At 68.3% G+C, this 20,491-nt stretch carries 18 protein-coding genes and 1 pseudogene; 5 read left to right on the top strand and 14 right to left on the bottom strand.

Annotation, left to right across the window (positions count from 1 at the left end; genetic code table 11):
• A complete protein-coding gene (gene cbiB / locus UCD39_RS12045) occupies nt 1–984 on the bottom strand; it encodes an adenosylcobinamide-phosphate synthase CbiB (protein ID WP_330496252.1) in 984 nt (327 codons plus the stop codon).
• Between the two features lie 16 nt (nt 985–1,000).
• Between cbiB and cobD the strand changes: the two genes are divergently transcribed.
• Nucleotides 1,001–2,041, top strand: coding sequence for a threonine-phosphate decarboxylase CobD (gene cobD / locus UCD39_RS12040; protein ID WP_330496251.1), 1,041 nt, complete (start codon nt 1,001–1,003; stop codon nt 2,039–2,041).
• A gap of 18 nt (nt 2,042–2,059) precedes the next feature.
• Here the strand turns inward: cobD and UCD39_RS12035 are convergent, their stop codons facing one another.
• The 3 genes and pseudogenes from UCD39_RS12035 to UCD39_RS12025 form a co-directional block, all read right to left on the bottom strand.
• Complete coding sequence (locus tag UCD39_RS12035) at nt 2,060–2,992, bottom strand: substrate-binding periplasmic protein (RefSeq protein WP_330496250.1); 933 nt, start codon at nt 2,990–2,992, stop codon at nt 2,060–2,062.
• A gap of 124 nt (nt 2,993–3,116) precedes the next feature.
• Nucleotides 3,117–3,617: a Cys-tRNA(Pro) deacylase gene (ybaK, locus tag UCD39_RS12030; protein WP_330496249.1), complete on the bottom strand. Its 501-nt coding sequence runs from the start codon at nt 3,615–3,617 to the stop codon at nt 3,117–3,119.
• A 32-nt stretch (nt 3,618–3,649) separates the two neighbouring features.
• A pseudogene (locus UCD39_RS12025) lies at nt 3,650–4,455 on the bottom strand (alpha/beta hydrolase).
• Between the two features lie 444 nt (nt 4,456–4,899).
• Here UCD39_RS12025 and asnB point away from each other — a divergent pair.
• Nucleotides 4,900–6,822: an asparagine synthase (glutamine-hydrolyzing) gene (gene asnB / locus UCD39_RS12020; protein ID WP_330496247.1), complete on the top strand. Its 1,923-nt coding sequence runs from the start codon at nt 4,900–4,902 to the stop codon at nt 6,820–6,822.
• A gap of 42 nt (nt 6,823–6,864) precedes the next feature.
• Complete coding sequence (locus UCD39_RS12015) at nt 6,865–7,161, top strand: putative quinol monooxygenase (RefSeq protein ID WP_145731707.1); 297 nt, start codon at nt 6,865–6,867, stop codon at nt 7,159–7,161.
• A gap of 7 nt (nt 7,162–7,168) precedes the next feature.
• On the opposite strand, the gene UCD39_RS12010 is transcribed toward UCD39_RS12015, so the two are convergent.
• On the bottom strand, nt 7,169–8,194 hold the full coding sequence (locus UCD39_RS12010; protein WP_330496246.1) for an NAD-dependent epimerase: 1,026 nt from the start codon (nt 8,192–8,194) through the stop codon (nt 7,169–7,171).
• Nucleotides 8,195–8,363: 169 nt separating this feature from the next.
• On the opposite strand from UCD39_RS12010, the gene UCD39_RS12005 reads away from it, so the two are divergent.
• Nucleotides 8,364–8,588: a hypothetical protein gene (locus UCD39_RS12005; RefSeq protein WP_145731703.1), complete on the top strand. Its 225-nt coding sequence runs from the start codon at nt 8,364–8,366 to the stop codon at nt 8,586–8,588.
• 16 nt (nt 8,589–8,604) lie between these two features.
• On the opposite strand, the gene UCD39_RS12000 is transcribed toward UCD39_RS12005, so the two are convergent.
• The 6 genes from UCD39_RS12000 to UCD39_RS11975 form a co-directional block, all read right to left on the bottom strand.
• Nucleotides 8,605–9,054: a toll/interleukin-1 receptor domain-containing protein gene (locus tag UCD39_RS12000; protein ID WP_322485969.1), complete on the bottom strand. Its 450-nt coding sequence runs from the start codon at nt 9,052–9,054 to the stop codon at nt 8,605–8,607.
• A gap of 258 nt (nt 9,055–9,312) precedes the next feature.
• Nucleotides 9,313–12,387: a multidrug efflux RND transporter permease subunit gene (locus tag UCD39_RS11995; protein WP_330496245.1), complete on the bottom strand. Its 3,075-nt coding sequence runs from the start codon at nt 12,385–12,387 to the stop codon at nt 9,313–9,315.
• A gap of 92 nt (nt 12,388–12,479) precedes the next feature.
• The gene (locus UCD39_RS11990; protein ID WP_330496244.1) at nt 12,480–13,736 is read right to left on the bottom strand and encodes an efflux RND transporter periplasmic adaptor subunit; all 1,257 of its coding nucleotides are present in this window, start codon (nt 13,734–13,736) and stop codon (nt 12,480–12,482) included.
• Nucleotides 13,737–14,211: 475 nt separating this feature from the next.
• Nucleotides 14,212–14,778, bottom strand: a complete 567-nt coding sequence (locus UCD39_RS11985) for an arsenate-mycothiol transferase ArsC (RefSeq protein ID WP_330496243.1) — start codon at nt 14,776–14,778, stop codon at nt 14,212–14,214.
• 34 nt (nt 14,779–14,812) lie between these two features.
• Nucleotides 14,813–15,325 carry an arsenate reductase ArsC gene (locus UCD39_RS11980; protein ID WP_145731693.1) on the bottom strand — a complete coding sequence of 171 codons (513 nt, stop codon included), beginning with the start codon at nt 15,323–15,325 and terminating at the stop codon, nt 14,813–14,815.
• A gap of 198 nt (nt 15,326–15,523) precedes the next feature.
• Nucleotides 15,524–16,936 (bottom strand): methyl-accepting chemotaxis protein, encoded by a 1,413-nt coding sequence (locus UCD39_RS11975; RefSeq protein WP_330496242.1) that lies wholly within the window; start codon nt 16,934–16,936, stop codon nt 15,524–15,526.
• A 320-nt stretch (nt 16,937–17,256) separates the two neighbouring features.
• Between UCD39_RS11975 and UCD39_RS11970 the strand changes: the two genes are divergently transcribed.
• Nucleotides 17,257–18,030 carry a ferredoxin--NADP reductase gene (locus UCD39_RS11970; RefSeq protein ID WP_145731689.1) on the top strand — a complete coding sequence of 258 codons (774 nt, stop codon included), beginning with the start codon at nt 17,257–17,259 and terminating at the stop codon, nt 18,028–18,030.
• A 63-nt stretch (nt 18,031–18,093) separates the two neighbouring features.
• Here the strand turns inward: UCD39_RS11970 and UCD39_RS11965 are convergent, their stop codons facing one another.
• From UCD39_RS11965 to purT, 3 genes are all read right to left on the bottom strand, one after another.
• Nucleotides 18,094–18,807, bottom strand: coding sequence for an RES family NAD+ phosphorylase (locus tag UCD39_RS11965; protein ID WP_330496241.1), 714 nt, complete (start codon nt 18,805–18,807; stop codon nt 18,094–18,096).
• The gene (locus UCD39_RS11960; protein ID WP_330496240.1) at nt 18,801–19,214 is read right to left on the bottom strand and encodes an MbcA/ParS/Xre antitoxin family protein; all 414 of its coding nucleotides are present in this window, start codon (nt 19,212–19,214) and stop codon (nt 18,801–18,803) included. The genes UCD39_RS11965 and UCD39_RS11960 overlap by 7 nt, the downstream gene beginning before the upstream one ends.
• 83 nt (nt 19,215–19,297) lie before the next feature.
• Nucleotides 19,298–20,473: a formate-dependent phosphoribosylglycinamide formyltransferase gene (gene purT / locus UCD39_RS11955; protein WP_330496239.1), complete on the bottom strand. Its 1,176-nt coding sequence runs from the start codon at nt 20,471–20,473 to the stop codon at nt 19,298–19,300.
• Between the last annotated feature and the right edge of the window lie 18 nt (nt 20,474–20,491).

Raw genomic sequence — 20,491 nt, 5'->3', positions numbered from 1 at the left:
TTAAAGCGCCAACACCAGCGCCAGGCCCCACAGCAGGGCCAGGCTGCGGCGGTAGAGGCTGAGCCCGGCGTCGATATCCGCGGCGGTGGCGTCGGCGCGGCCGTCGCCCATCCAGTGATCGTCCACCCGTACGTCGCCATAGGTGCGCGGCCCCGCCAGCCGCAGGCCCAGGGCGCCGGCCATGGCCGCTTCCGGCCAGCCGGCGTTGGGGCTGCGGTGCCGTCCGGCATCGCGCTGCACGGCTGTCAGAGCCGCCTTGGCGCCGGCTCCGCCCCGCGTCCAGGCCGCCAGGATCAGCAGCAGGGCGGTCAGGCGGGAGGCGGGCAGGTTCACCAGGTCGTCCAGCCGGGCGGCGGCCCAGCCATAGGCCTCATGCCTCGGCGTGCGGTGGCCCACCATGCTGTCGGCGGTGTTGATGGCCTTGTAGGCCAGCAGGCCCGGCAGCCCGCCCACCGCCAGCCAGAAGACCGGCGCCACCACCCCATCGGAGAAGTTCTCCGCCAGGCTTTCGATGGCGGCGCGGGCCACCCCGGCCTCGTCCAGGCTGGCCGGGTTGCGGCCGACGATATGGGACACCGCCTCGCGCCCGCCCTCCAGCCCGCGCTGGCGCAGGGCGGCTGGCACGGCGGCGACGAAGCGGTGCAGGCTGCGCTGCGCCAGCAGGCTGCTGGCGGTCAGGCCGGTGACCAGGGTTCCCCAAAACTCGCCCAATCGGGACAGCAGGGCCTGCGCCGCGACGCCGACGGCCAGCGCCACGCCCACCAGCACCAGCTCCGCCCCCACGCCGGCCGCCTTGCGCACCGTCGCCGACCGGCTGGTCCGGTTCCAGGCGCGGTCCAGCCGGCCGATCAGGGCACCCAGCCACACCACCGGATGGCGGATGCGGGCGTACAGCGCGTCGGGATAGCCCAGCAGGGCCTCCAGCGCCAGGGCGGCCAGGGTCAGCCAGGGCAGTGCGGGATACAGGGCGGGAAAGAGCGTCATGGACCAGGGGTTTAGCATGAACGACGCCGCCGCGCCGCAGGGGCGTGACGGCATCCGGCACGGCGGCGACCTGACCCAGGCCGCCCGCCTGTTCCCGGACGCGCCGGCACCCTGGATCGACCTCAGTACCGGCATCAACCCCTGGCCTTATCCACTGCCGACCTTGCTGCCTTCCGCCTGGACCGCCCTGCCCACACGCGGCGCCATGGACGCTCTGCTGGTGGCGGCGGCCCGGGCTTATGGCGCGCCAGGGCCGGACAGCCTGGTCGCGGCGCCCGGTTCGGAACTGCTGATCCAGACCCTGCCGCGCCTGCGGCCCCGGGGGGAGGTCGCCATCGTCGGTCCCACCTATGGCGACCATGCCCGTGCTTGGTCGGCCGGCGGGCACCGGGTACGGCTGGTGCCCACGCCGGACGGGGTGCTGAACACCGCCGATGTCCTGGTGGTGTGCAACCCCAACAATCCCGACGGCCGGGCCTGGGACCCCATGGCGCTGCTCGACCGGGCGGCCGACCTCGCCACTCGGGGCGGCTGGCTGGTGGTGGACGAGGCCTACGCCGATCTCGATCCCAGCCGCAGCCTGTGCGGCCATGCCGGCCGGCCAGGGCTCATCCTCCTCCGGTCTTTCGGCAAGTTCTTCGGCCTGGGTGGCCTGCGTCTGGGCTTCATCCTGGCGTCGGCGCCGCTGCTGGACGCCGTGCGGACGGAACTCGGCGCCTGGGCGGTTAGCGGCCCGGCCTTGGCCGTGGGCGCGGCAGCGCTGGCGGACCTGGACTGGCAGGCGGAGACCCGGCGCCGGCTGGCCGTGGCGGCCGATGCCCTTGACGGCATGGTGCGCGGGGCGGGTTTGCCGGTGGTGGGCGGCACCGCCCTTTATCGCCTGCTGGACGCGGGCGATGCGCAGCGTTTGTGGCGGCATCTGGCCCAGTCCGGCCTATGGACCCGGTCATTCCCGGAGCATAGTGGCCATGAGGGCTGGCTGCGGCTGGGCCTGCCGCCGGACCGGGATGCGGTGGACCGTCTCGCGGGGGCGCTGGCGTCCTTCACCAAGCCGTGAGGGGTCCGGTGTTTGGCGTCAGGGCGGCTGGCCCCCCAGCCAGTAGTTGCTGGGCAGGGCCGCCGTTTCCGGTGATTGTAACGGGTTGGGAATGACGATGCGCCGCCGCCCGTCCAAGTCCGCGTTGGCCATCAACTGGCGGATAAACGGTGCGTTGTTGAAGTAGTTCAGGAAGGAACCGTCCTGGTAGGCCCGCGCCAGCCCCCGCTCCACGATCCGGGCCAGGGCCGTGTCTTCCTTGCGGGTGAAGAAATACATGTCGAAGGGATAGACCAGGACCAGGGATTTCTCCACCGCCAGATCGGGGAAAGCCGCCTGGCGCGACGCCAGCTCCCCATAGATTTCAAAAGCGCTGCGCGGCAGGTAATCCACGCGCCCATGCTGCAACACCGAATACAGCAGGTCGTACCGCAGCGCCTCCACCGGCAGGCCGGCGGCCCGCATGATGTCCACGTCCGGCCAACCCATCCCCTGGACCGCGGTCAGCCGGCGCAAATCCTCTAGCGTATGGACGGCGGAGAAGCGGTCCTGGTCCGCCTTGCGGATGATGAACAGCCGGTGGCCCAGCAGGCCCCGGGTCAACGGCATACGGATGGGATTCAACTCCCGTTCCATCTCCGCCGTGGTGCCCGTCCAGATCAGGTTGATTTCCGCGCCGGCGCGCAGGGCGGCGATGGCGCGTGAATGGCCCATTACCCTTTCGCTGGCGTGCAGTTCATAGCGCACGCCCATCTTGTCCAGGGCCAGGCGCAGCAGCCCCAGGGGATAGAGGCTGCGCGTGTCCTCCCCGTCATCGCTGTAGCGGGGGTAGACGATGACCAGGGGCGCTTCCGCACTGGCCGGCGCATCAACGGCCTGGGCGCGCCCGGTCGTGAACAGGGCGGCCAGAAACACGATGCAGATCATCCCGACCGCACGCAGCACCGGGGCGAGGCGGCTGGTTTCGCGCATGGGCTCCCCCTCCGACGGCGTTTACCCGCACCGTCAGGATGACCTCATGTTCGATCCGGTCGCCGCCTTTGGCAACGGGGCATGAAAAGTTCATGCGGTTGGGTTTACTAGCGGCCCCGAATGACTACGGCCCCTGACGCACGGTGATATCGGCCCACTGGGCGTCGGCGGCCTTGACCAGGTCGGCCGGGGCCAGCGCCAATTGCAGGCCCCGCCGGCCGCCATTCACGATGATTTCAGCCAGCGCTTCCGCCGAGCGATCCAGGAAGGTGGGAAGCTTGCGGCGCTGGCCCAAGGGGCTGATGCCGCCCACGACATAGCCGCTGCTGCGTTCCGCCACCGCCTGGGGCGCCAGGTCGGACTTCTTGGACTTGGCGGCGGCGGCCAGGGCCTTCAGGTCCAGCCGGGCCGCCGCCGGGATGATCGCGCAGGCCAGGCCCGGGGCCGGACCGCCTTCCAACTGACAGACCAGCGTCTTGTAGACCAGCGCTGGGTCCAGGCCCAAGGCCTCCGCCGCCGCCAGCCCGATGGCGGCGGCGTTGGGATCGTAGTCATATTCCAATAGACGATAGGCGGCACCCGCCGCCTCCACCGCGCGCACCGCCGGTGTTCCCTTGGTCGCCATGTCGCGTCCCCCTTTGAACCGGGGTCAGCGTATCAAATCCCAGCGCCGTCGATGAAATTGTAAATATCGAAGGAAGCCAGTCCCTTGGCGATGTCGCTCACGGCCTTGTGCGCCTGGGGCAGGCGTCCGCCCAGGGTGATGAAGCCGTGCACCATGTCGGGATAGACCGTGTGCAGCACCGGCACGCCGCTGCCGGCCAGGCGGGCGGCATACTCACGCCCCTCATCCTGCAGCACGTCCAGGCCGGCGGTGAGGATGACGGCGGGGGCAGCCCGGCCAGGCTCTCGGCCAGCAGGGGCGACAGGCGCCAGTCGCGGCGGTCGGCGCCAGCGGTGTAATTGTCCACATACCACAGATACTGCTCCCGGCTCATGAGATAGCCGGTGGCGCGACGGTGGTGCGACGGGCGGTCGGCGGTGAGATCGGTGCAGGGATAGATCAGCACCTGGGTCTTCAGGTGCGGCCCGCCCTCATCCCGGGCCTTCAGGGCCAGCACGGCCGCCAGGTTGCCGCCGGCGCTGTCGCCGGCCACGCCGATGGCCAGCGGGTCTATGGCCAGCCGCTCGGCGCTGGCGGCCAGCCAGGTCAGGGCGGCCCAGGCGTCATCCAGCGCCGCGGGGTAGGGGTGTTCCGGCGCCAGGCGATAATCCACCGCCACCACGGTATGACCGGACGCTGCCGCTAGCTGGCGGCACAGGATGTCGTGGCTTTCCAGGTTGCCGATGGTCCAGCCACCGCCATGCAGGAACAGCAGCGCTGGCACTGGACGCCATCCGAAGCTGGCGCGGTACACCCGCACGCGCAGGGGGCCGCCCGGCCCGCCGATGATCTGGTCCATGACCGAGGCCAAGGCCGGCGGCTCCGGTGCCAACGGGCGGCGGCTTTCGACATAGCCGGTGCGCAAGATATCCAACGGCACATCGCGGAAGCGGGTAGGCCCCATGTCGCGCAATAGCTCGGCCAGCGCCGGCGGCACATCGTCCGGCACGAAAAAGGCGGCGTCATCCTCAGTCGGCGTCGGGGCGGAACTGGCGGCCATGGCACCCTCACAAAATCACGATATGGCACAGTATGTTGTCTCATAAACACCTAGTCAACATGTGATATTGATAATATCACATCTATAAAATGTTATATTCATGGAGTGACACCGCCGTCGATCCAGGCGCCTGGATAACGCCTTAAGGCCCGCCATCGGCGCAATTCGCTGGCGGGTCACCGGTAAGGCCCTGTATTCCTGAACATCCCCCGGGCGGGGGAACCGGAACCACGGGGCGGGACGATGTGCGGCATTGCGGGGCTTTGGGTATTCGGCGGCGCGGATGGCGCCCGGCTGGCACGCCAGGCTGGGGCGATGATCGACCGCCTGGCCCATCGCGGGCCCGACGACCGGGGCGTCTGGCAGGATGACGCCGCCGGTGTGGCGCTGGCCAACCGCCGCCTGGCCATCATCGACCTGTCCCCGCTGGGCCACCAGCCCATGAGCTCCGCCGATGGGCGCGTCACCATCGCCTTCAACGGCGAAATCTATAACTACCAGGATTTGCGCCGGCAATTGCTGGGCGAGGGCGTGCTCTTCCGCAGCCATTCCGACACCGAGGTGCTGGTGGAGGCGATCGCCCGCTGGGGCGCCGACCGGGCGCTGGCCGCCTGCAACGGCATGTTCGGCCTGGCCATCTGGCTGGCGGCGGAGCGCCGGCTGATGCTGGTGCGCGACCGCCTGGGGGAAAAGCCGCTGTACTGGTCGCTGGCCAACGGTGTGTTGCTGTTCGCCTCCGAACTCAAGGCCATCCGCGCCGAACTGGGCTATCGCGCCGTGCCGGACGAGGCGGCGCTGGCTGGTTATTTCCGCCATGGCTTCATTCCCGCGCCGCGAACCGCCTTCACCGGCATCCGGCAACTGCCCCCCGGCACCTGCATGACCCTGTCGGCGGAGGGCGCGTCCGAGACGCGCGCCTATTGGTCCGTGGCGGAGGCTGGCCGTCAGGCCTTGGCCGAGCCGTTGGCGCTGCCGGATTCCGAAGCCCTGCGCCGGACGGGCGACCTTCTGGCCGACGCCGTGCGCCGGCGCATGGTCTCGGACGTGCCGCTGGGTGTCTTCCTGTCCGGTGGTATCGACAGCGCCCTGGTGGCGGCCCTGATGCAGGAACAGAGCGCCACGCCCATCCGCAGCTTCACCATCGGGTTCGAGGAGGCGGTGTTCGACGAGTCCGCCGCCGCCGAGGCCACGGCCCGGGCCCTGGGCACCGATCACACCACCCTGCGCGTGACCGCCGCCGACGCGGTGGACCTGGTGCCCCATCTGGCCGGCATGTATGACGAGCCGTTCGCCGACATCTCCGCCATTCCCACCGCCCTGCTGTGCCGCCTGGCGCGCCGGCAGGTGACGGTGGCGCTGTCGGGTGACGGTGGGGACGAGGCTTTTGGCGGCTATTCCCGGCATTTGTGGGCGGGGGCCGTCGCCCGCTGGCGCCAGCGGCCGCGCTGGCTGCGCCAGGGGCTGGCGCGCCTGGATGCGGCGTTGCCCGACGCCTGGATCGACGGTGCCGCCCATCTGCTGAGGCCGCACCTGCGCCAGCCAGCCGACAAGGTGGGCAAGTTCCTGGCCGCCGTGGCGGCGGTGGACGAGGAGGCGGCCTATATCGCCATGCTGGGCATGAAGGCCGACATCCTGCTGCGCCCTGGCGTCGCGTCTTCCAACCCAACCTTGGTCCTGCCCGACGGTGGCGACCCCGCCCTGCGCCTGCAGTTGCGCGACCTGGCCCGCTACCTGCCCGACGGCGTGCTGGTCAAGATTGACCGCGCCAGCATGGCCGCGGGACTGGAGGCGCGGGCCCCCTTGCTGGACCCGCGCGTGGTGGAATGGGGCCTGCGCCTGCCGCTGAACCAGCGCCTGCGCGATGGGCGGGGCAAGTGGATGCTGCGCCGCCTGCTGGCGGACCGTATCCCGTCGGGGCCCCCCTCAGGCGTCGTGGCCGCCCCCAAGACCGGCTTCGGCGCACCCCTGGGCACTTGGCTGCGCGGCCCCTTGCGCGACTGGGCGGCCGGGCTGATCGAAGGCGCCGCCGGCGACGGCCTGATTCAGGGCCCGGTGGCCTTGGCCCTCTGGCGGCAGCATCTGTCCGGCCGGCATGATCACGCGGGGCGGCTATGGACCATCCTGTCCTATCTGTCGTGGAAGGCGACGGTGGCCCATGCCGACTGACCTTCCCCCCTATCCCCAACCCTTTTGGAAAGGAACAAGTCCATGACCCATCCCGTGAAGATCACGGCCGTCCTGATCGCCCGGCCGGGCAAGCTGGATGAGCTGAAGGCCCTGCTGGCCGGCATGGTGGCGCCATCGCGCGGCGAGCCCGGCAACCTGCGCTGGGACATCTGGCAGGATCAGGCCGACCCCAACCGTTTCGTGCTGGACGAACTGTACGTGGACAACGCCGCCATCGCCGCGCACCGCGCCACGACCCACTTCCAGAATTACCTGTCCAAGATCAACGATGTGGCCGAGCGCACGGCCATGGTGCTGGACCCGGTCGAGGTCGCCTGACGGCCCGTCACACTGGCTGTTGGGCCGCGTGATAGGCGCGGAACCACTCCACGAACCGGCCCACGCCCTCCTCGACCGATGTGGCGGGGGCGTAGCCGATATCGCGCGCCAGGTCGTCGATGTCGGCCCAGGTGGCGGGCACGTCGCCCGGCTGGATGGGTAGCAGGCGGATGTCCGCCGTCATGCCCAGCTTCTCCTCCAGCAGGCGGACATAGCGCATCAGGTCCACCGGCCGGTCGCTGCCGACATTATAGAGGCGATAGGGCGCCACGCCGCTGCTGGCCGGGTCGGGCTTGGCGGCGTCCCAGGCGGTGTCGACCGTGGGCGTGCGGTCCAGCAGGGCCAGGATGGCGGACACCACATCGTCGATGTAGGTGAAGTCGCGCCGCATGCGCCCCTCGCCATACACCTCGATGGGCCGACCCTCCATGATGGCTTGGGCGAATTTGTACAGCGCCATGTCGGGCCGGCCCCAGGGACCGTAGACGGTGAAAAGCCTGAGGCCGGTGACGGGAATGTGGAACAGGTGGCTGTAGGAATGGGCCATCAACTCATTGGCGCGCTTGGTGGCGGCATAGAGCGTCATGGGGTGGTCGGCCCCGCCATGCGGGCTGAAGGGCATGGCGGTGCTGGCCCCGTAGGCAGAACTGGTGGACGCGTAGACCAGATGGCCCACGGCCCCGGCGCGGCATCCTTCCAGGATGTTGGCGAAGCCTACCAGATTGCTGTCCACATAGGCCGCCGGGTGGTCCAGGCTGTAGCGCACACCCGCCTGCGCCGCCAAGTGCACCACCCGGGTGAAGCGGTGGGTGCCGAACAGCGCCGCCACCGCGGCGCGGTCGGCCAGGTCGATGCGCGCTTCGGTAAAGCCGGGAAAGGACCGCAGGCGATCCAGCCGCGCCTGTTTCAGGGCCACGTCATAGTAGGGGGTCAGGTTGTCCAGCCCCACCACCGGCACGCCCTCCCGCAGCAAGGCCAAGGCCACATGGTTGCCGATGAACCCGGCGCTGCCGGTGACCAGGACGGGGGACATCGTAAGGGATTTCCTGCGGCAAGATCTTGGAAGCGTTCGCGGATAACTCCTGCCTACCACGTTCGGATGCGGAGCGCGACAGTCGGCTTGATGCTGCATTCCAGGGTGGGACCGGTTCGGCACGTATCTTGCGTTAACGGCATATGTATTGAGTGTCACAGGTGCCGTTATGGAAAACATCATCCACTATGATGCCGAGGAAATCCGCCGCAAACTGGAGCGTGCGGCCGATGAGCTGGACGCCGCGGGCGATCCCATTTTGGCTCGCAGATTGCGAGAAATTGTCGATTTGGATCGCGCCGGCGATGGGGTGCCCTCCATGCGCCTGGCCGGCGACCGCCCGCGGGGCTGGACGCCCGTGGTGGTGATGGGGGGGGCCGCCGGTCGCGACTGAGCGTGCCGTCGCTGTCTCAACTGGCCAGAGGGGTGCGTTCCAGCACGGCCCGGCGGATGGCCAGCGCGACCTCGTGCAGGGCCTGGTCCTGGTCCGGCCACAGCGTGACGGGCCGCCCGTCGCGCGGCACCGCCAGCAGGTGACGCAAGGGCGTGGACAGCCAGTCGCAGGCCCGCAGGATGACGGGGATCACACGCGCCCGTCCCGCCCGGTGGCGGTCGACCGCGTGCTGCATCTCCCCGTCATGGCAGGCGGGGGATGCCAGGAAGTCTGGACTGACCAGCAGCAGCACCACATCTGCCTCAGCCAGGGCGGTGCCGATGCCGTCCTCCAGCGCGTCGCCGGCCAACAGGCGCCGGTCATGCCAGACCGCCACGCCCTGGCGCTTCAGCGGCGCCAGATGCACCTCCAGCCGGTCGCGCAATGCCTCGTCGACATGGGAATAGGATATGAACACGCGCACCACGGCAGCCCTCCGCCGATACCACACTTAAGGATTTTCCGGGTGCTGGCGCGTGCGGGTGGCTCCCGCGACGGGGCCGCCGGCCAGCACGGCGCGCCGGTCCCCCACGAACCATATTGTTCCTCTTTTGTTCTCGTGTCAACGCGACCACCCCGGTGCGAAAGGGGTCGGCCGTTTGGCCAGGATGGTGGGGCGGCGCCAAAAGAAAACGGCCGGGGAATGCCCCCGGCCGTTTCCATACTCAACACTCCTGAAGCGCCGTCAGGCCACCTCGGCGATCTCCCGCAGGCGCCGTGAGCTGGCGGCCGCCTTGTGGTCCTTGGCCAGCAGGGTGTAGACCGCCGGCAGGACGAACAGGGTGAACAGCGTGCCGATGGACATGCCGGTCACCACCACGAGGCCGATGGAGAAGCGGCTGGCCGCCCCGGCGCCGGACGCGATCAGCAGGGGCAGCAGGCCCACCACCATGGCGGCGGTGGTCATCAGGATGGGGCGCAGGCGCACCCGGGCGGCATGCAGGATGGCCTCCCGTCGGGCCAGTCCTTCCTTCACCTGCATCTCGTTGGCGAATTCCACCAGCAGGATGCCGTGCTTGGAGATCAGGCCGATCAGCGTCACCAGACCCACCTGGGTATAGATGTTGATCGAGGTGATGCCGATGAACAGCGGGATCAGCGCGCCGCAGATGGACATGGGCACGCTGACCAGGATGACCAGCGGGTCGCGCAGGCTTTCGAACTGCGCGGCCAGCACCAGGAAGATGACGATCAGCGCGAAGCCGAAGGTCATGGCCAGCTGGTTGCCTTCCTCCACGAACTGGCGGGTCTGGCTGAGGTAGCTGTGGCTGAAGCCCGCCGGCAGCTGCTTCACCTGGTCCTCCAGGAAGGCCACCGCCTCGCCCATGGACACGCCCGGCATGGGCACGGCCTGGAAGGTGGCGGAGTTCATCTGGTTGTAGTGGGTCAGGGCGTTGGGGTCCGTGCCCTCTTCCAGGCGCAGGAAGGTGGACAACGGCACCTGGTCGCCGGTGACGGAGGTGACGTAGAAGCGCCTCAGTTTGTCCGGCGTCAGGCGGTCGATGCGCGGCACCTGGGGGATGACCTCGTACGACCGGCCCTGCAGGTTGAAGCGGTTGACGTAGTTCTCACCCACCATCAGGGCCAGGGTGTCGCCGATGCTGGCCATGGTGACGCCCATCTCGTTGGCCTTGGCCCGGTCGATGTGGATGCGTACCACCGGCGTGTTGTAATCAAGGTCGCTGTCCACCACCAGGAACTTGTGGCTGGCGACGGCGGCGGCCTTGATCTTCTCCATCGCCTCATAGATGGCGGGGAAGCCCTGGGTGCCGTTCAGCACCATCTGCACCGGCAGGCCGCCGGTGGTGCCGGGCAGGGGCGGCAGGTTGAACACCAGGGCCTTCTCGCCGGGCACCTGGTTGAACGCCGCCTGCAGCGCCGCCAGTGATTCCTGGATGGGGCGGTCCCGCTCCCCCCACGGCTTCAGCAGCACGCCGGCGATGCCCTGGCTGGTGCCGGAGGTGCCGCTGATCAGGAAGCGTTCCCGCCCCTCGGGCAGGGTGCCGCCGGCGGCGTCCAGCTGCTGGGCGTAGTGCTGGGTATAGTCGATGTTGGCGTATTGCGGGCCCTTGAACATGCTGAACAGGATGCCCTGGTCCTCTTCCGGGGCCAGTTCCGACCGGCCGTGCAGGTAGAGGTAGGGGATGCTGGCCAGCACGACCACGGCGAACAGCAGGATGACGGGGCGATAGTCCAGCGCCCGGGTCAGCCGGCGTTCGTAGAAGTTGGCCAGCCCGTTGAAGGCGCGGTCGACGAAGCGCGAGAAGGCGGTGTGGTCACCGCCCTTGGGCAGCAGCACCGACGCCATCATGGGCGACAGGGTCAGCGCCACCACGCCGGAAATGATCACGGCCCCCGCCAGGGTGAAGGCGAATTCGCGGAACAGGGCGCCGGTAACGCCGCCCAGCAGGCCAATGGGGGCATAGACCGCCGCCAGGGTGATGGTCATGGCGATGACGGGACCCGCGATCTCGCGGGCGCCAACCAGGGCCGCCTGCACCGGCGTCTTGCCCTCCTCCAGATGGCGGTAGACGTTCTCCACCACCACGATGGCGTCGTCGACCACCAGGCCGATGGCCAGCACCATGGCCAGCAGGGTCAGCAGGTTCAGGCTGAACCCCGCCGCCAGCATCAGGCTGAAGGCGCCGATCAGCGACAGCGGGATGGTGACCACGGGGATCAGCACCGACCGCAACGAGCCCAAGAACAGGAAGATGATGACGATGACGATGCCGATGGCCTCGATCAGCGTGTGCTCCACCTCGCTGATCGAGGCGTTGATGAAGTTGGTGGCGTCGTAGGCCACCTTCATCTCGATGGCGGGCGGCAGGTTGCGCTGAATCTCCGGCAGGATCTTCTCGCGCACGTTCTGCACCATCTGCAGCGGGTTGCCCGTGGGCGTCACCTGCACGCCGATGAACACGGCGTTCAGGCCGCTGAACATGACGGCGCTGTTGGTGTTCTGCGCGCCCAGCGAGATGGAGGCCACGTCCTCCAGCCGCACCACGGCCCCGCCCGAGGCCTTCACCACCATGCGGCGGAAATCCTCCACGCTGGTCAGGTCGGTGTCGGCGGTGACGTTGGACACCGTGAACAGGCCCTTCACCTGGCCCGGCGCCGACTGCACGTTGTTGTTGCGCAGGGCATTGGCCACGTCGTCGGCCGAAACCCCGCGCGCCGCCATGCGGTTGGGGTCCAGCCACAGGCGCATGGCGAAGGTCTGGCCGCCCAGGATGTCGGCCGACGCGACGCCATCGACCGTGGCGATCAGCGGCTGCACCACGCGGGTGAGGTAGTCGGAGATGGCGGAGCCCTGCAGTTCCTTGGACGCGAAGCTCAGGTACATCACCGCCGTGGTGTCGCCCGTGGACTTGGTGATGACCGGGTCGTTCGCCTCTTTCGGGATCAGGTACTTGACCTGCTGCACCTTGGCGATGACGTCGGTCATGGCCTGGCTGGGGTCGTAGTTCAGCTTGACGTAGACCGTGACCGTGCTCTGCCCCTGCACGGAACTGCTGGTCATGTAGTCGATGCCGTCGGCGCTGGCCACCGCCTGCTCGATGGGGGTGGTGATGAACCCCTGCATCAGGTCGGCCGTGGCGCCTGGATAGACGGTGGTGATGCTGATGGTGGTGGACGACAGCTTGGGATACTGCCGGATGGGCAGGGTCGACATCGACCGCAGACCCACCAGCAGGATCAGCAGGCTGACCACCAGGGCCAGCACCGGCCGTTTGATGAAAAGATCGGTGAATTTCATGGTCGGGGTGTCCCCTGGAACCGGCCGCGCGTCAGTTGAGGCGCGGCCGGTCCCGATTTACAGGTCAACGGCGGTGTGTCAGGGGCGGGGTATCAGGGGCGCGGTGTTTCGGCCGGGGCCGGCGGGGCCCCTTGGTCCGACAGGGTCACCGGGGCGCCGTTCTGCAGCTTGTTCTGGCCCACGGCCACGACGCGGTCGCCCGGCTTAACCCCGCTCAGCACCACGACCTTGCCGTCGGCGCGGTCGCCGGTCTTCACGAAGACGCGGTCGACGTGCAGGGCCTGCTTGCCATCCTCGCCGTTCACGGGCTTGCCGTCCTTGTCCACCGTGGGGCGGACCACATAGACGCTGTTGCCGTACAGCGAGTAGTCCACCGCCGTCTCCGGCAAGGTGACCTGGTTGGGAGTGACCGGCAGCACGACGGTGACGTTGCCGAACATGCCGGGCTGCAGGGCGTGGTCCTTGTTGGGGATGGTGGCTTGCAGCTTCACGGTGCGCGTGTCGCTGCTGATCTGCGGATCGATGGCGGTGACGGTGCCCTGGAACACGCGGCCGGGGTAGGCGTCCACGGTGACGCGCACCGTCTGGCCCACCGCCACGCGGCCGCGCTCGCCCTCCGCCAGGGTGAAGTTGACGTACAGTTCATCCAGAGCGGTCAAGGTGACGACGGCGTCGCCGGCCTTGACGTACTGGCCCACGTCCACCTGGCGCACGCCCAGCACGCCGTCGAACGGCGCCCGCACCAGCAGTTGGGCGATCAGGGCGTCGGTCTTGGCGATGTTGGCGTTGGCCTGGGCCAGCACGGCCACCTGCTGGTCCACCGTCTGCTGCGAGGTCGCCTGCTTGGCCACCAGGGCGCGATAGCGGGCCAAGTCCAACTCTGCCACCTTGGCCTGGGCCTTGTAGTTGGCCAGGTCGCCCTGCTGCGGCTTGTCGTTCAGCTGCAGCAGGGGCGTGCCGGCGGTCACGGTGGCACCCGACTGGAACAGGATCTTGGTCACCGACCCGCCGACCTCCGGCGTCACGGTGACCTGGTGGACGGCCTGCAGCGTGCCCACGGCGGGCAGCAGTTGCGGCACATCCTCCGCCTTGGCCACGGCGGTGGCGACCGGCGGCGGCGGCGGCGTCATCTTTTTCAGGATTTGGCCGATCATCGCGGGCCTGACGCTGCGGTCAAAGTACACGAACAGGCCGCCGATGATGGCCAGGACAATCACCGTCAGGATCATGAACAGGGCGATGCGCGGCGGCCGCTGCTGTCCGCCCTGGCCCCGGTATTCCGGGCGGGACAGGCCGGTCATCGGCGCGTCCGGTTTCGGCACGGTGGTCACGGTCGATTGGGATTCCATGGTCTCGGTCTCGCTCGGCGCAAATATTCCCGTCACCGGCGGGCATGCTCCCGCCGGCTGGGCGTTGGTGTCGGTGTCGAAGCCGCACGCGTCAACACGTCGCCGCGGGTGGCCCGGGCGATGGTCGGCCGCCGGATGCGAAGGACCATTCCTTTAAGGTCCTTCCAGACCACCAAACCCCGGAAACCCTGGGGCGGGCGGCGACAGCCGGCAGCGGTGCGCTTTCGTAAACGATGGCCTGTCCCCGGCGATCCGATGCCCCCGCACCCGATCCCTCCGATCCCATGGGCCCTCATTATTGCGCGGACTATGGGCAGGGCTGTCGATACTGCCAGTGAGCGGTGTCACAACCGGCCGGGGCTTTTCAGGGAATCCGGAAAAAATGCAAGGATTGCTCCGGCTGGCCGAATGATCCGGCCTGTTGTGGGCTTTTGTCCCGCCGTGATCCAATTATCCAGCCCGCGCCGTACCACCGTCAGCCGGCGCTGCGCAGGCCTTCGTCGGACTCCTCATCCCAGTGGCTGAGCGCCAGCAGGCAATGCGCGGGCAGAACGGCCAGCAGGTCGATCCGTCGGCGCAGGTCTTGGAAAACCGCGTCCACCACCGCCTCGGGGTCGGCGGCGACGCCGGGGTCCAGGCTGGGATCGGGATCCGGCAGGGCCCAATGGGCGGTCACCGGCTGGCCCGGCCAAGCGCCGGCCATGCCGGTGGCCGCCAGTTCGCTGACGGTGATGACGATGTCCACCGGCGGCGCCTCGGGCGCCATATATCTGTCCAGCGGCTTGGGGCTTAGGTCGTCGGTTGCCACGCCCTCCGCCCGCAGGCGGTCCAGGACGAAGGGGTTCATATGGTCGACGGGGGTCAGGCCGGCGCTGTGGGCGTCGAAGCGATGACCAGCATGGTGGCGCAGCAGCGCTTCCGCCATCAGGCTGCGGCCGGCGTTCACCCGGCCCACGAACAGGACGCTCAGGCGGCGTTCCGTGCCGGCACGGCTTGGCTCGGGCGCGGGTTCATCCCGCATCGGGCTGTCAGGCGGCATCATCGGATCCTGGGGTTGCGGCTTGGCCGGGCAGGGGTCAGCCCGCCGCCGCCCAGCCCTCCTCACTATTATGCATCGCGGCCAGCGTCTCGGCCGTCAGCCGGGCCAGGCGCTGTTCCGGCAGGGAACAGAAGATGCGCACCCGCCGCTCAATCATGCCGAACAGCAGGTTGAACAAGGCGCGCTGTTCCACCTCGGACCCCTTGAAGCCCTGCGGGTCCGGGAACCCCCAGTGGGCGATCATCGGATGGCCCGGCCAGGCGGGTGCCGTGGCGCCGGCGCTGGCGTCACAGGTGTGGAAAATGAAGTCCATGGGCGCCACATCCGGGCCGGCGAACTGGTTCCAGGACTTGGGGTGCAGGCCGTCGGTGGAAATGCGGGCCTTGGTCAGCAGGTCCAGGGCGATAGGGTTGCATTCCGGCAGCGGGTCGGACCCCGCGCTGAACACCACGAACCGGTCACCGCCCCAATGACGCATGAGCGCCTCGGCCATGATGCTGCGGGCGGAGTTGAACTGGCACAAGAACAGAACCCGATAGACTGTCGCCATGTCGCTTCATTCCCCCTCTGGCCCCTCTGGCCGACGGCTTTCCCGCGCCGGGGGCCTCCATCGCCCCAGGGTCAGGAACCGTGGCCCTGTGCCGCCCGCCCCCTGGCGCGGCACATTTAACCGGATGCTAACCCCAGCGTATGCCAGTCTTGTGACGCTGGTGTTGCAGCCCGGCGAAAAGGGACGAGGTCACCTCAATCAAGCGCGGTAACAGACCCGTAGTCCCCCCCACAGGCGGCCGCGCACCCAGATGGGGGCGGAGGCGTCCTTCATCAGGGCATAGACGCCGCCGCCCATGTCGCGGCGATAGGTCTGCAGCAGGAAGGGGGCCGTGTTGCTGCTGGCCGCCGCGGCGCTCTTGTCGGGGTAGATACGGCGGTTGCGCCCATAGGTGGCGTTCCATACCGGATCGGGGCCATGCGGCTTGCTGAATTCCGGATTGTGGCAGGGGATCAGGCGGTTATGGTCCGTGGGCGCGCAGAAGATCATGCGTGGGTCCATGGACATGACGGGATCGTGCAGCGGCGTCACCGCCTTGTCCAGGAAGGGGATGTAACGGGTCATGTACTGCTGCGGGTTGGTCCCCGCGATGGGCTTCAGGTCTTTGTCGAACAGGTCGTCCAGGGTCAGTTCGCCGTTTGCCAGGGCCTGCTCCATGCGCTCGGAAATCTTCGCCGCGACCTCGCGGGCCTTGTCGATGAAGGGCGTATCCTCGGTCGTGTAGCCGGAGGTGGCGGTCAGCATCATGATGGCTTCCGCCCGGCTCAGGGTGCGGTCCAGGTGAGCGGTGCCCTCCTTCAGCGCCTTGCTGGACAGTTCCGCGTCTCGGTGCAGGGCATCCACCGTTGAATGGAAGCCGCCGCAGCGCTCGGCGATATCGCCGGTGGCATTGGCGATGGCGGTGGCGTTTTCCTCCACTTGGGCGACGGCGGCGCCCACCGTCTCCACCGCGCGGCCGATGGTGGCGGTACTGCGGCCCACACGCTCCGCCTGTTCCGATCCAGTCGCCATGCGGGCGGTCAGGCGCCGCACCTGCTCCGTCAGGGCCTTCAGGGTGGCGTCGATCTCCGCCGTGGACTCCGCCGTCTGGCGGGCCAGGGCCTTCACCTCGGTGGCGACGACGGAGAAGCCGCGGCCGGCCTCGCCCGCGCGGGCGGCCTCGATGGTGGCGTTCAGGGCCAGCAGGTTGGTCTGGGCGGCGATGCGGTTGATGTCGCTGGAGACGCGGGCCACCCGTTTCATGGCCTTTTCCAGCCCGCTCAACTCATCCGCGCTGGCGTTCACCGCTTTGACCAGGTCGCCAATGGCGGCCAGGGACTGGCGGATTTCCTCCGTCGAGGCGTCGACATCCCGCCGGGCGCCAGCGGCGACCCCCTGGGTCGCTTGCGCCATGCCGGCGATGCTGCGGTTGCTGCTGACGATGTCGCGTGACGCCGCCTGTATCCCGGCCAATTCGGCGGTCTGGCCGTCTATCGCCTTTTCCACTTGGTGAATGCTGCCTACGACGTCGGCGATGTCCACGCTCAGACGGCCGACCTCCGCAGCGATGTCGGCGATCAACGGGCCCGCATCAACGCGCGCCTGGGTAAAATGAAGGGTATCCACGGCCATGTCCTCTCCCCACGGATCAAGGCGGTCATTCTGCGCACCAGTCCGTAAACAAAAAGCAAACAACCCCCAAACGAAGGAGGTGGCCCGAAAGGATAGGCAATTTAACGGAAATTACTCTCATCCTTTGGTTGATCACACAATGTGGTGGGGAAGGGGATAATTTTCCAGAATCGCCTTGTAATACCACACCATTCGACCAGATATGCAGTCGCAGCGATCCAGGGCAGTGTATTTTCGCATTTGCGGAAGGGCGGGGAACCGCCATTCTCCCCGGCTTGAAGCGATGTTTTCCGGTGAGTCAGGAAGAGGGTATAGCGAGGATGAGCGCGTTTCTGTCCGGCAAGGTCACGCATGTCCATCATTGGACGGACAACCTGTTCAGCTTCCGGCTGACCCGCGACCCGTCCTTCCGCTTTCGCAACGGCGAATTCACCATGGTGGGCCTGCAGGTGGACGGCCGTCCGCTGATGCGCGCCTATTCCATGGCCAGCACCAATTATGAAGAGCATCTGGAATTCTTCAGCATCAAGGTGCCGAACGGCCCGCTGACCTCCCGCCTGCAACACATCCAGGAGGGGGATGAGGTGCTGTACGGCCGCAAGGCCACCGGCACCCTGCTGCTGGACAACCTGCTGCCCGGCCGCACCCTGTACATGCTGGGCTCCGGCACGGGCCTCGCTCCGTTCATGAGCCTGATGAAGGACCCGGACGTCTACGAGCGCTTCGAGAAGGTGGTGGTCACCCACACCGTGCGCCGCGTGGCCGAGCTGGCCTACTACGACGACATCACCAAGCACCTGCCGAATGACGAGTTCATTGGCGAGATGCTGCGCGACAAGCTGGTCTACTACCCCACGGTGACGCGGGAACCCTTCCGCACCGAAGGCCGCCTGACCGACCTGATCAAAAACGGCAAGTTCTTCGCTGACATCGGCGAGAAGCCGTTCGATCCGGCCCAGGACCGTGTCATGATCTGCGGTGGCCCCGGTGTGCTGAAGGACCTGCAGGACCTGTGCGAGGAAGCCGGCATGCGCGAAGGTAGCTCCAACGAGCCCGGCCACTACGTCATCGAAAAGGCCTTCGTGGAGCGCTGATCCAGCGATCCCCGTCGGTATGGTTCACGGCCGCGCTCCCACCCGGGGCGCGGCCGTTGCTTTTCAGGGCTCCGGCATCGCCCGCCACTCGTCCTCGCCGATGACGATGTAGCGGGTCACGGCCCGGCCATCCCAGTGATAGCGCAGGGTGCGGGCCTGCAGGATGGGCGGGGTGATCAGGTCGGGGTAATAAAGGGCCGCGGCCAGGCCCTGGGGCCAGCGCACGCTGGGGTACAGCACGCCGTCGCTGCCTTGGGCCTTCAGCCGCTTGCCCAGCGCTTGGCCCGACGCCCAATCGTCCGGCGCCAGGCAGTCCCGGAAGGCCTCGCCGCGCACATCATGGAAGGTGCCGGCCACCCGGGCCGTCAGCTCGCGGAACTGGGCATCGGCGGCCGGCTCGTTCGTCATGCGCATGAAGCGGCCGTAATGATGGACGGTTTCCATCAGCGCCACCTCGAACTGGTCGCCGCAGTACCACACGCCAAAGGCGCCGTCGGAAAAGCGGCTGGGCCGGTCGGTGGAGGTGTGGGTGAAGGCGCCCATGGCCAGGCTGGCGCCGGGTCCCGACAGGCGGCGGTCCCGGGGCACCAGCGACAGGTCGCCCACCTCATCCCGCACGCGCGGATTGGTCTTGGCCTCCGCGCTGGCGATCAGGTCCCAGTCCGCCGGGTCGGCGATGTCCTCGAACAGCCAGACGGGCGGGTAGATGGTGCGGACGATGCGGTAGGCTGGACGCCAATCCAGGGCGGTGGTGGGGGGCAGGGCCGCCGTCACCACCCGCCGCGCTCCGCGTCCAGATAATTGCGAACGGCGGTCAGGTCCGCTGGCGCGCCGGCCAGCATGCGCTGCAGCGCCGATTGGCCGTTGAAGGCGGCGTTGGGCTTGGCCACCCAGGCATAGGCGCGCTCCGGCTCCATGAACAGATAGCGCAGGGCCTTGTGGATGCCCATCAGGTCGCCCAGGCGCCACAGCAGGTCGGGCGGCAGGCTGCCGATGTCGCCCCGTTTCCAGCGATAGAAGGTGGACGGGCTGGGCTGGCCCAACAGCACGCGGGCCTGGCCGTCATCCACCCCCCACAGGCGGAACAGGTTGAAGGCGGCCCGCAGCATGGCCGCCCCCTCCGCCTGGGTGACGGCGCCGGGGATAGCGGTATCGGGCGCACTGGCCGGCAGGGCCTGGGCCATGGCGAACTCCTTCATGCCAATTGACAGTCAATATAGTGCTGACTGCCAATTGGCACAAGTGCCAGTCCCTCGGCCCCGTTTCTTCAGTCGCGGTAGCTCAGCCACACTTTGTCGGCCGCCCGCTTGGCCAGGGCGCGGGCCTCATCGGCGGTGGCGCCTTCGGCCAGGGCCACGCCCATGCGGCGATAGGGCCGGGTGGTGGGCTTGTTGAAGATGCGCACCTCCACGTCATGCTCGGCCGTGCCCAGCGCCAGGGCGTCGGCCAGGCCTTCCACGCCGAAGTGGGTGGAGTCCTGGCTGGCCAGGATGACGGCGCTGGCGGTGGGCCCGCGCAGGGTGATGCGCGGGATGGGCAGGCCCAGGATGGCGCGGGCGTGCAGGTCGAACTCCGACAGGTTCTGCGACATCAGCGTCACCATGCCGGTGTCGTGCGGGCGGGGCGACAGCTCGCTGAACACGACGTCGTCGCCGGCCACGAAGAACTCCACCCCGAACAGGCCATAGCCGCCCAGATTGTCCACCACCTTGCGCGCCATGTCGCGGGCGGTTTCCAGCGCTTGGGCGTCCATGGGCACGGGCTGCCAGGATTCCTGGTAGTCGCCGCGCTCCTGACGATGGCCAATGGGCTCGCAGAACACCACGCCGTCGCGCGTGCGCACGGTCAGCAGGGTGATCTCATAGTCGAAGGCGATGAACTCCTCGACGATGACCTTGCGGCGGTCGCCGCGCATGTTGGCCACGGCGTAGGTCCAGGCGGTTTCCAGTTCCTCCGCCGTGCGCACCGTGCTCTGCCCCTTGCCGGAGGAGGACATCACCGGCTTGATCACGCAGGGCAGGCCGGTGTGCGCCGCCGCCGCCTGAACCTCCTCCAGGCTTTCGGCGTAGCGGTAGCGCGAGGTGCGCAGGCCCAGCTCCGTGGCCGCGACCTCACGGATGCGGTCGCGGTTCATGGTCATGTAGGTGGCGCGGGCGCTGGGGACCACGGTGTGGCCGGCGGCCTCCATCTCCTGCAGCACCTCGGTGCGGATGGCCTCCACCTCCGGCACGATATAGTCCGGCTTGTGGCGCAGGATGGCGGCCTTCAGCGCCTCCCCGTCCAGCATGGAGAACACCTCGAACTCGTCGGCCACCTGCATGGCCGGCGCGCCGGCGTAGGCGTCGCAGGCCACGACGTGGGCGCCGTAGCGCTTGGCGGAGATGACGAATTCCCGGCCCAGCTCGCCCGAGCCCAGCAGCAGGATTTTGGCGGTCGCGGTCATGATGATGGCGGTCCCGGC

It is taken from the genome of Nitrospirillum karajorum, from assembly GCF_036348415.1.
In the GTDB taxonomy this organism is placed as follows: domain Bacteria; phylum Pseudomonadota; class Alphaproteobacteria; order Azospirillales; family Azospirillaceae; genus Nitrospirillum; species Nitrospirillum amazonense_B.
This window is presented reverse-complemented; position numbering and strand designations above follow the sequence as displayed.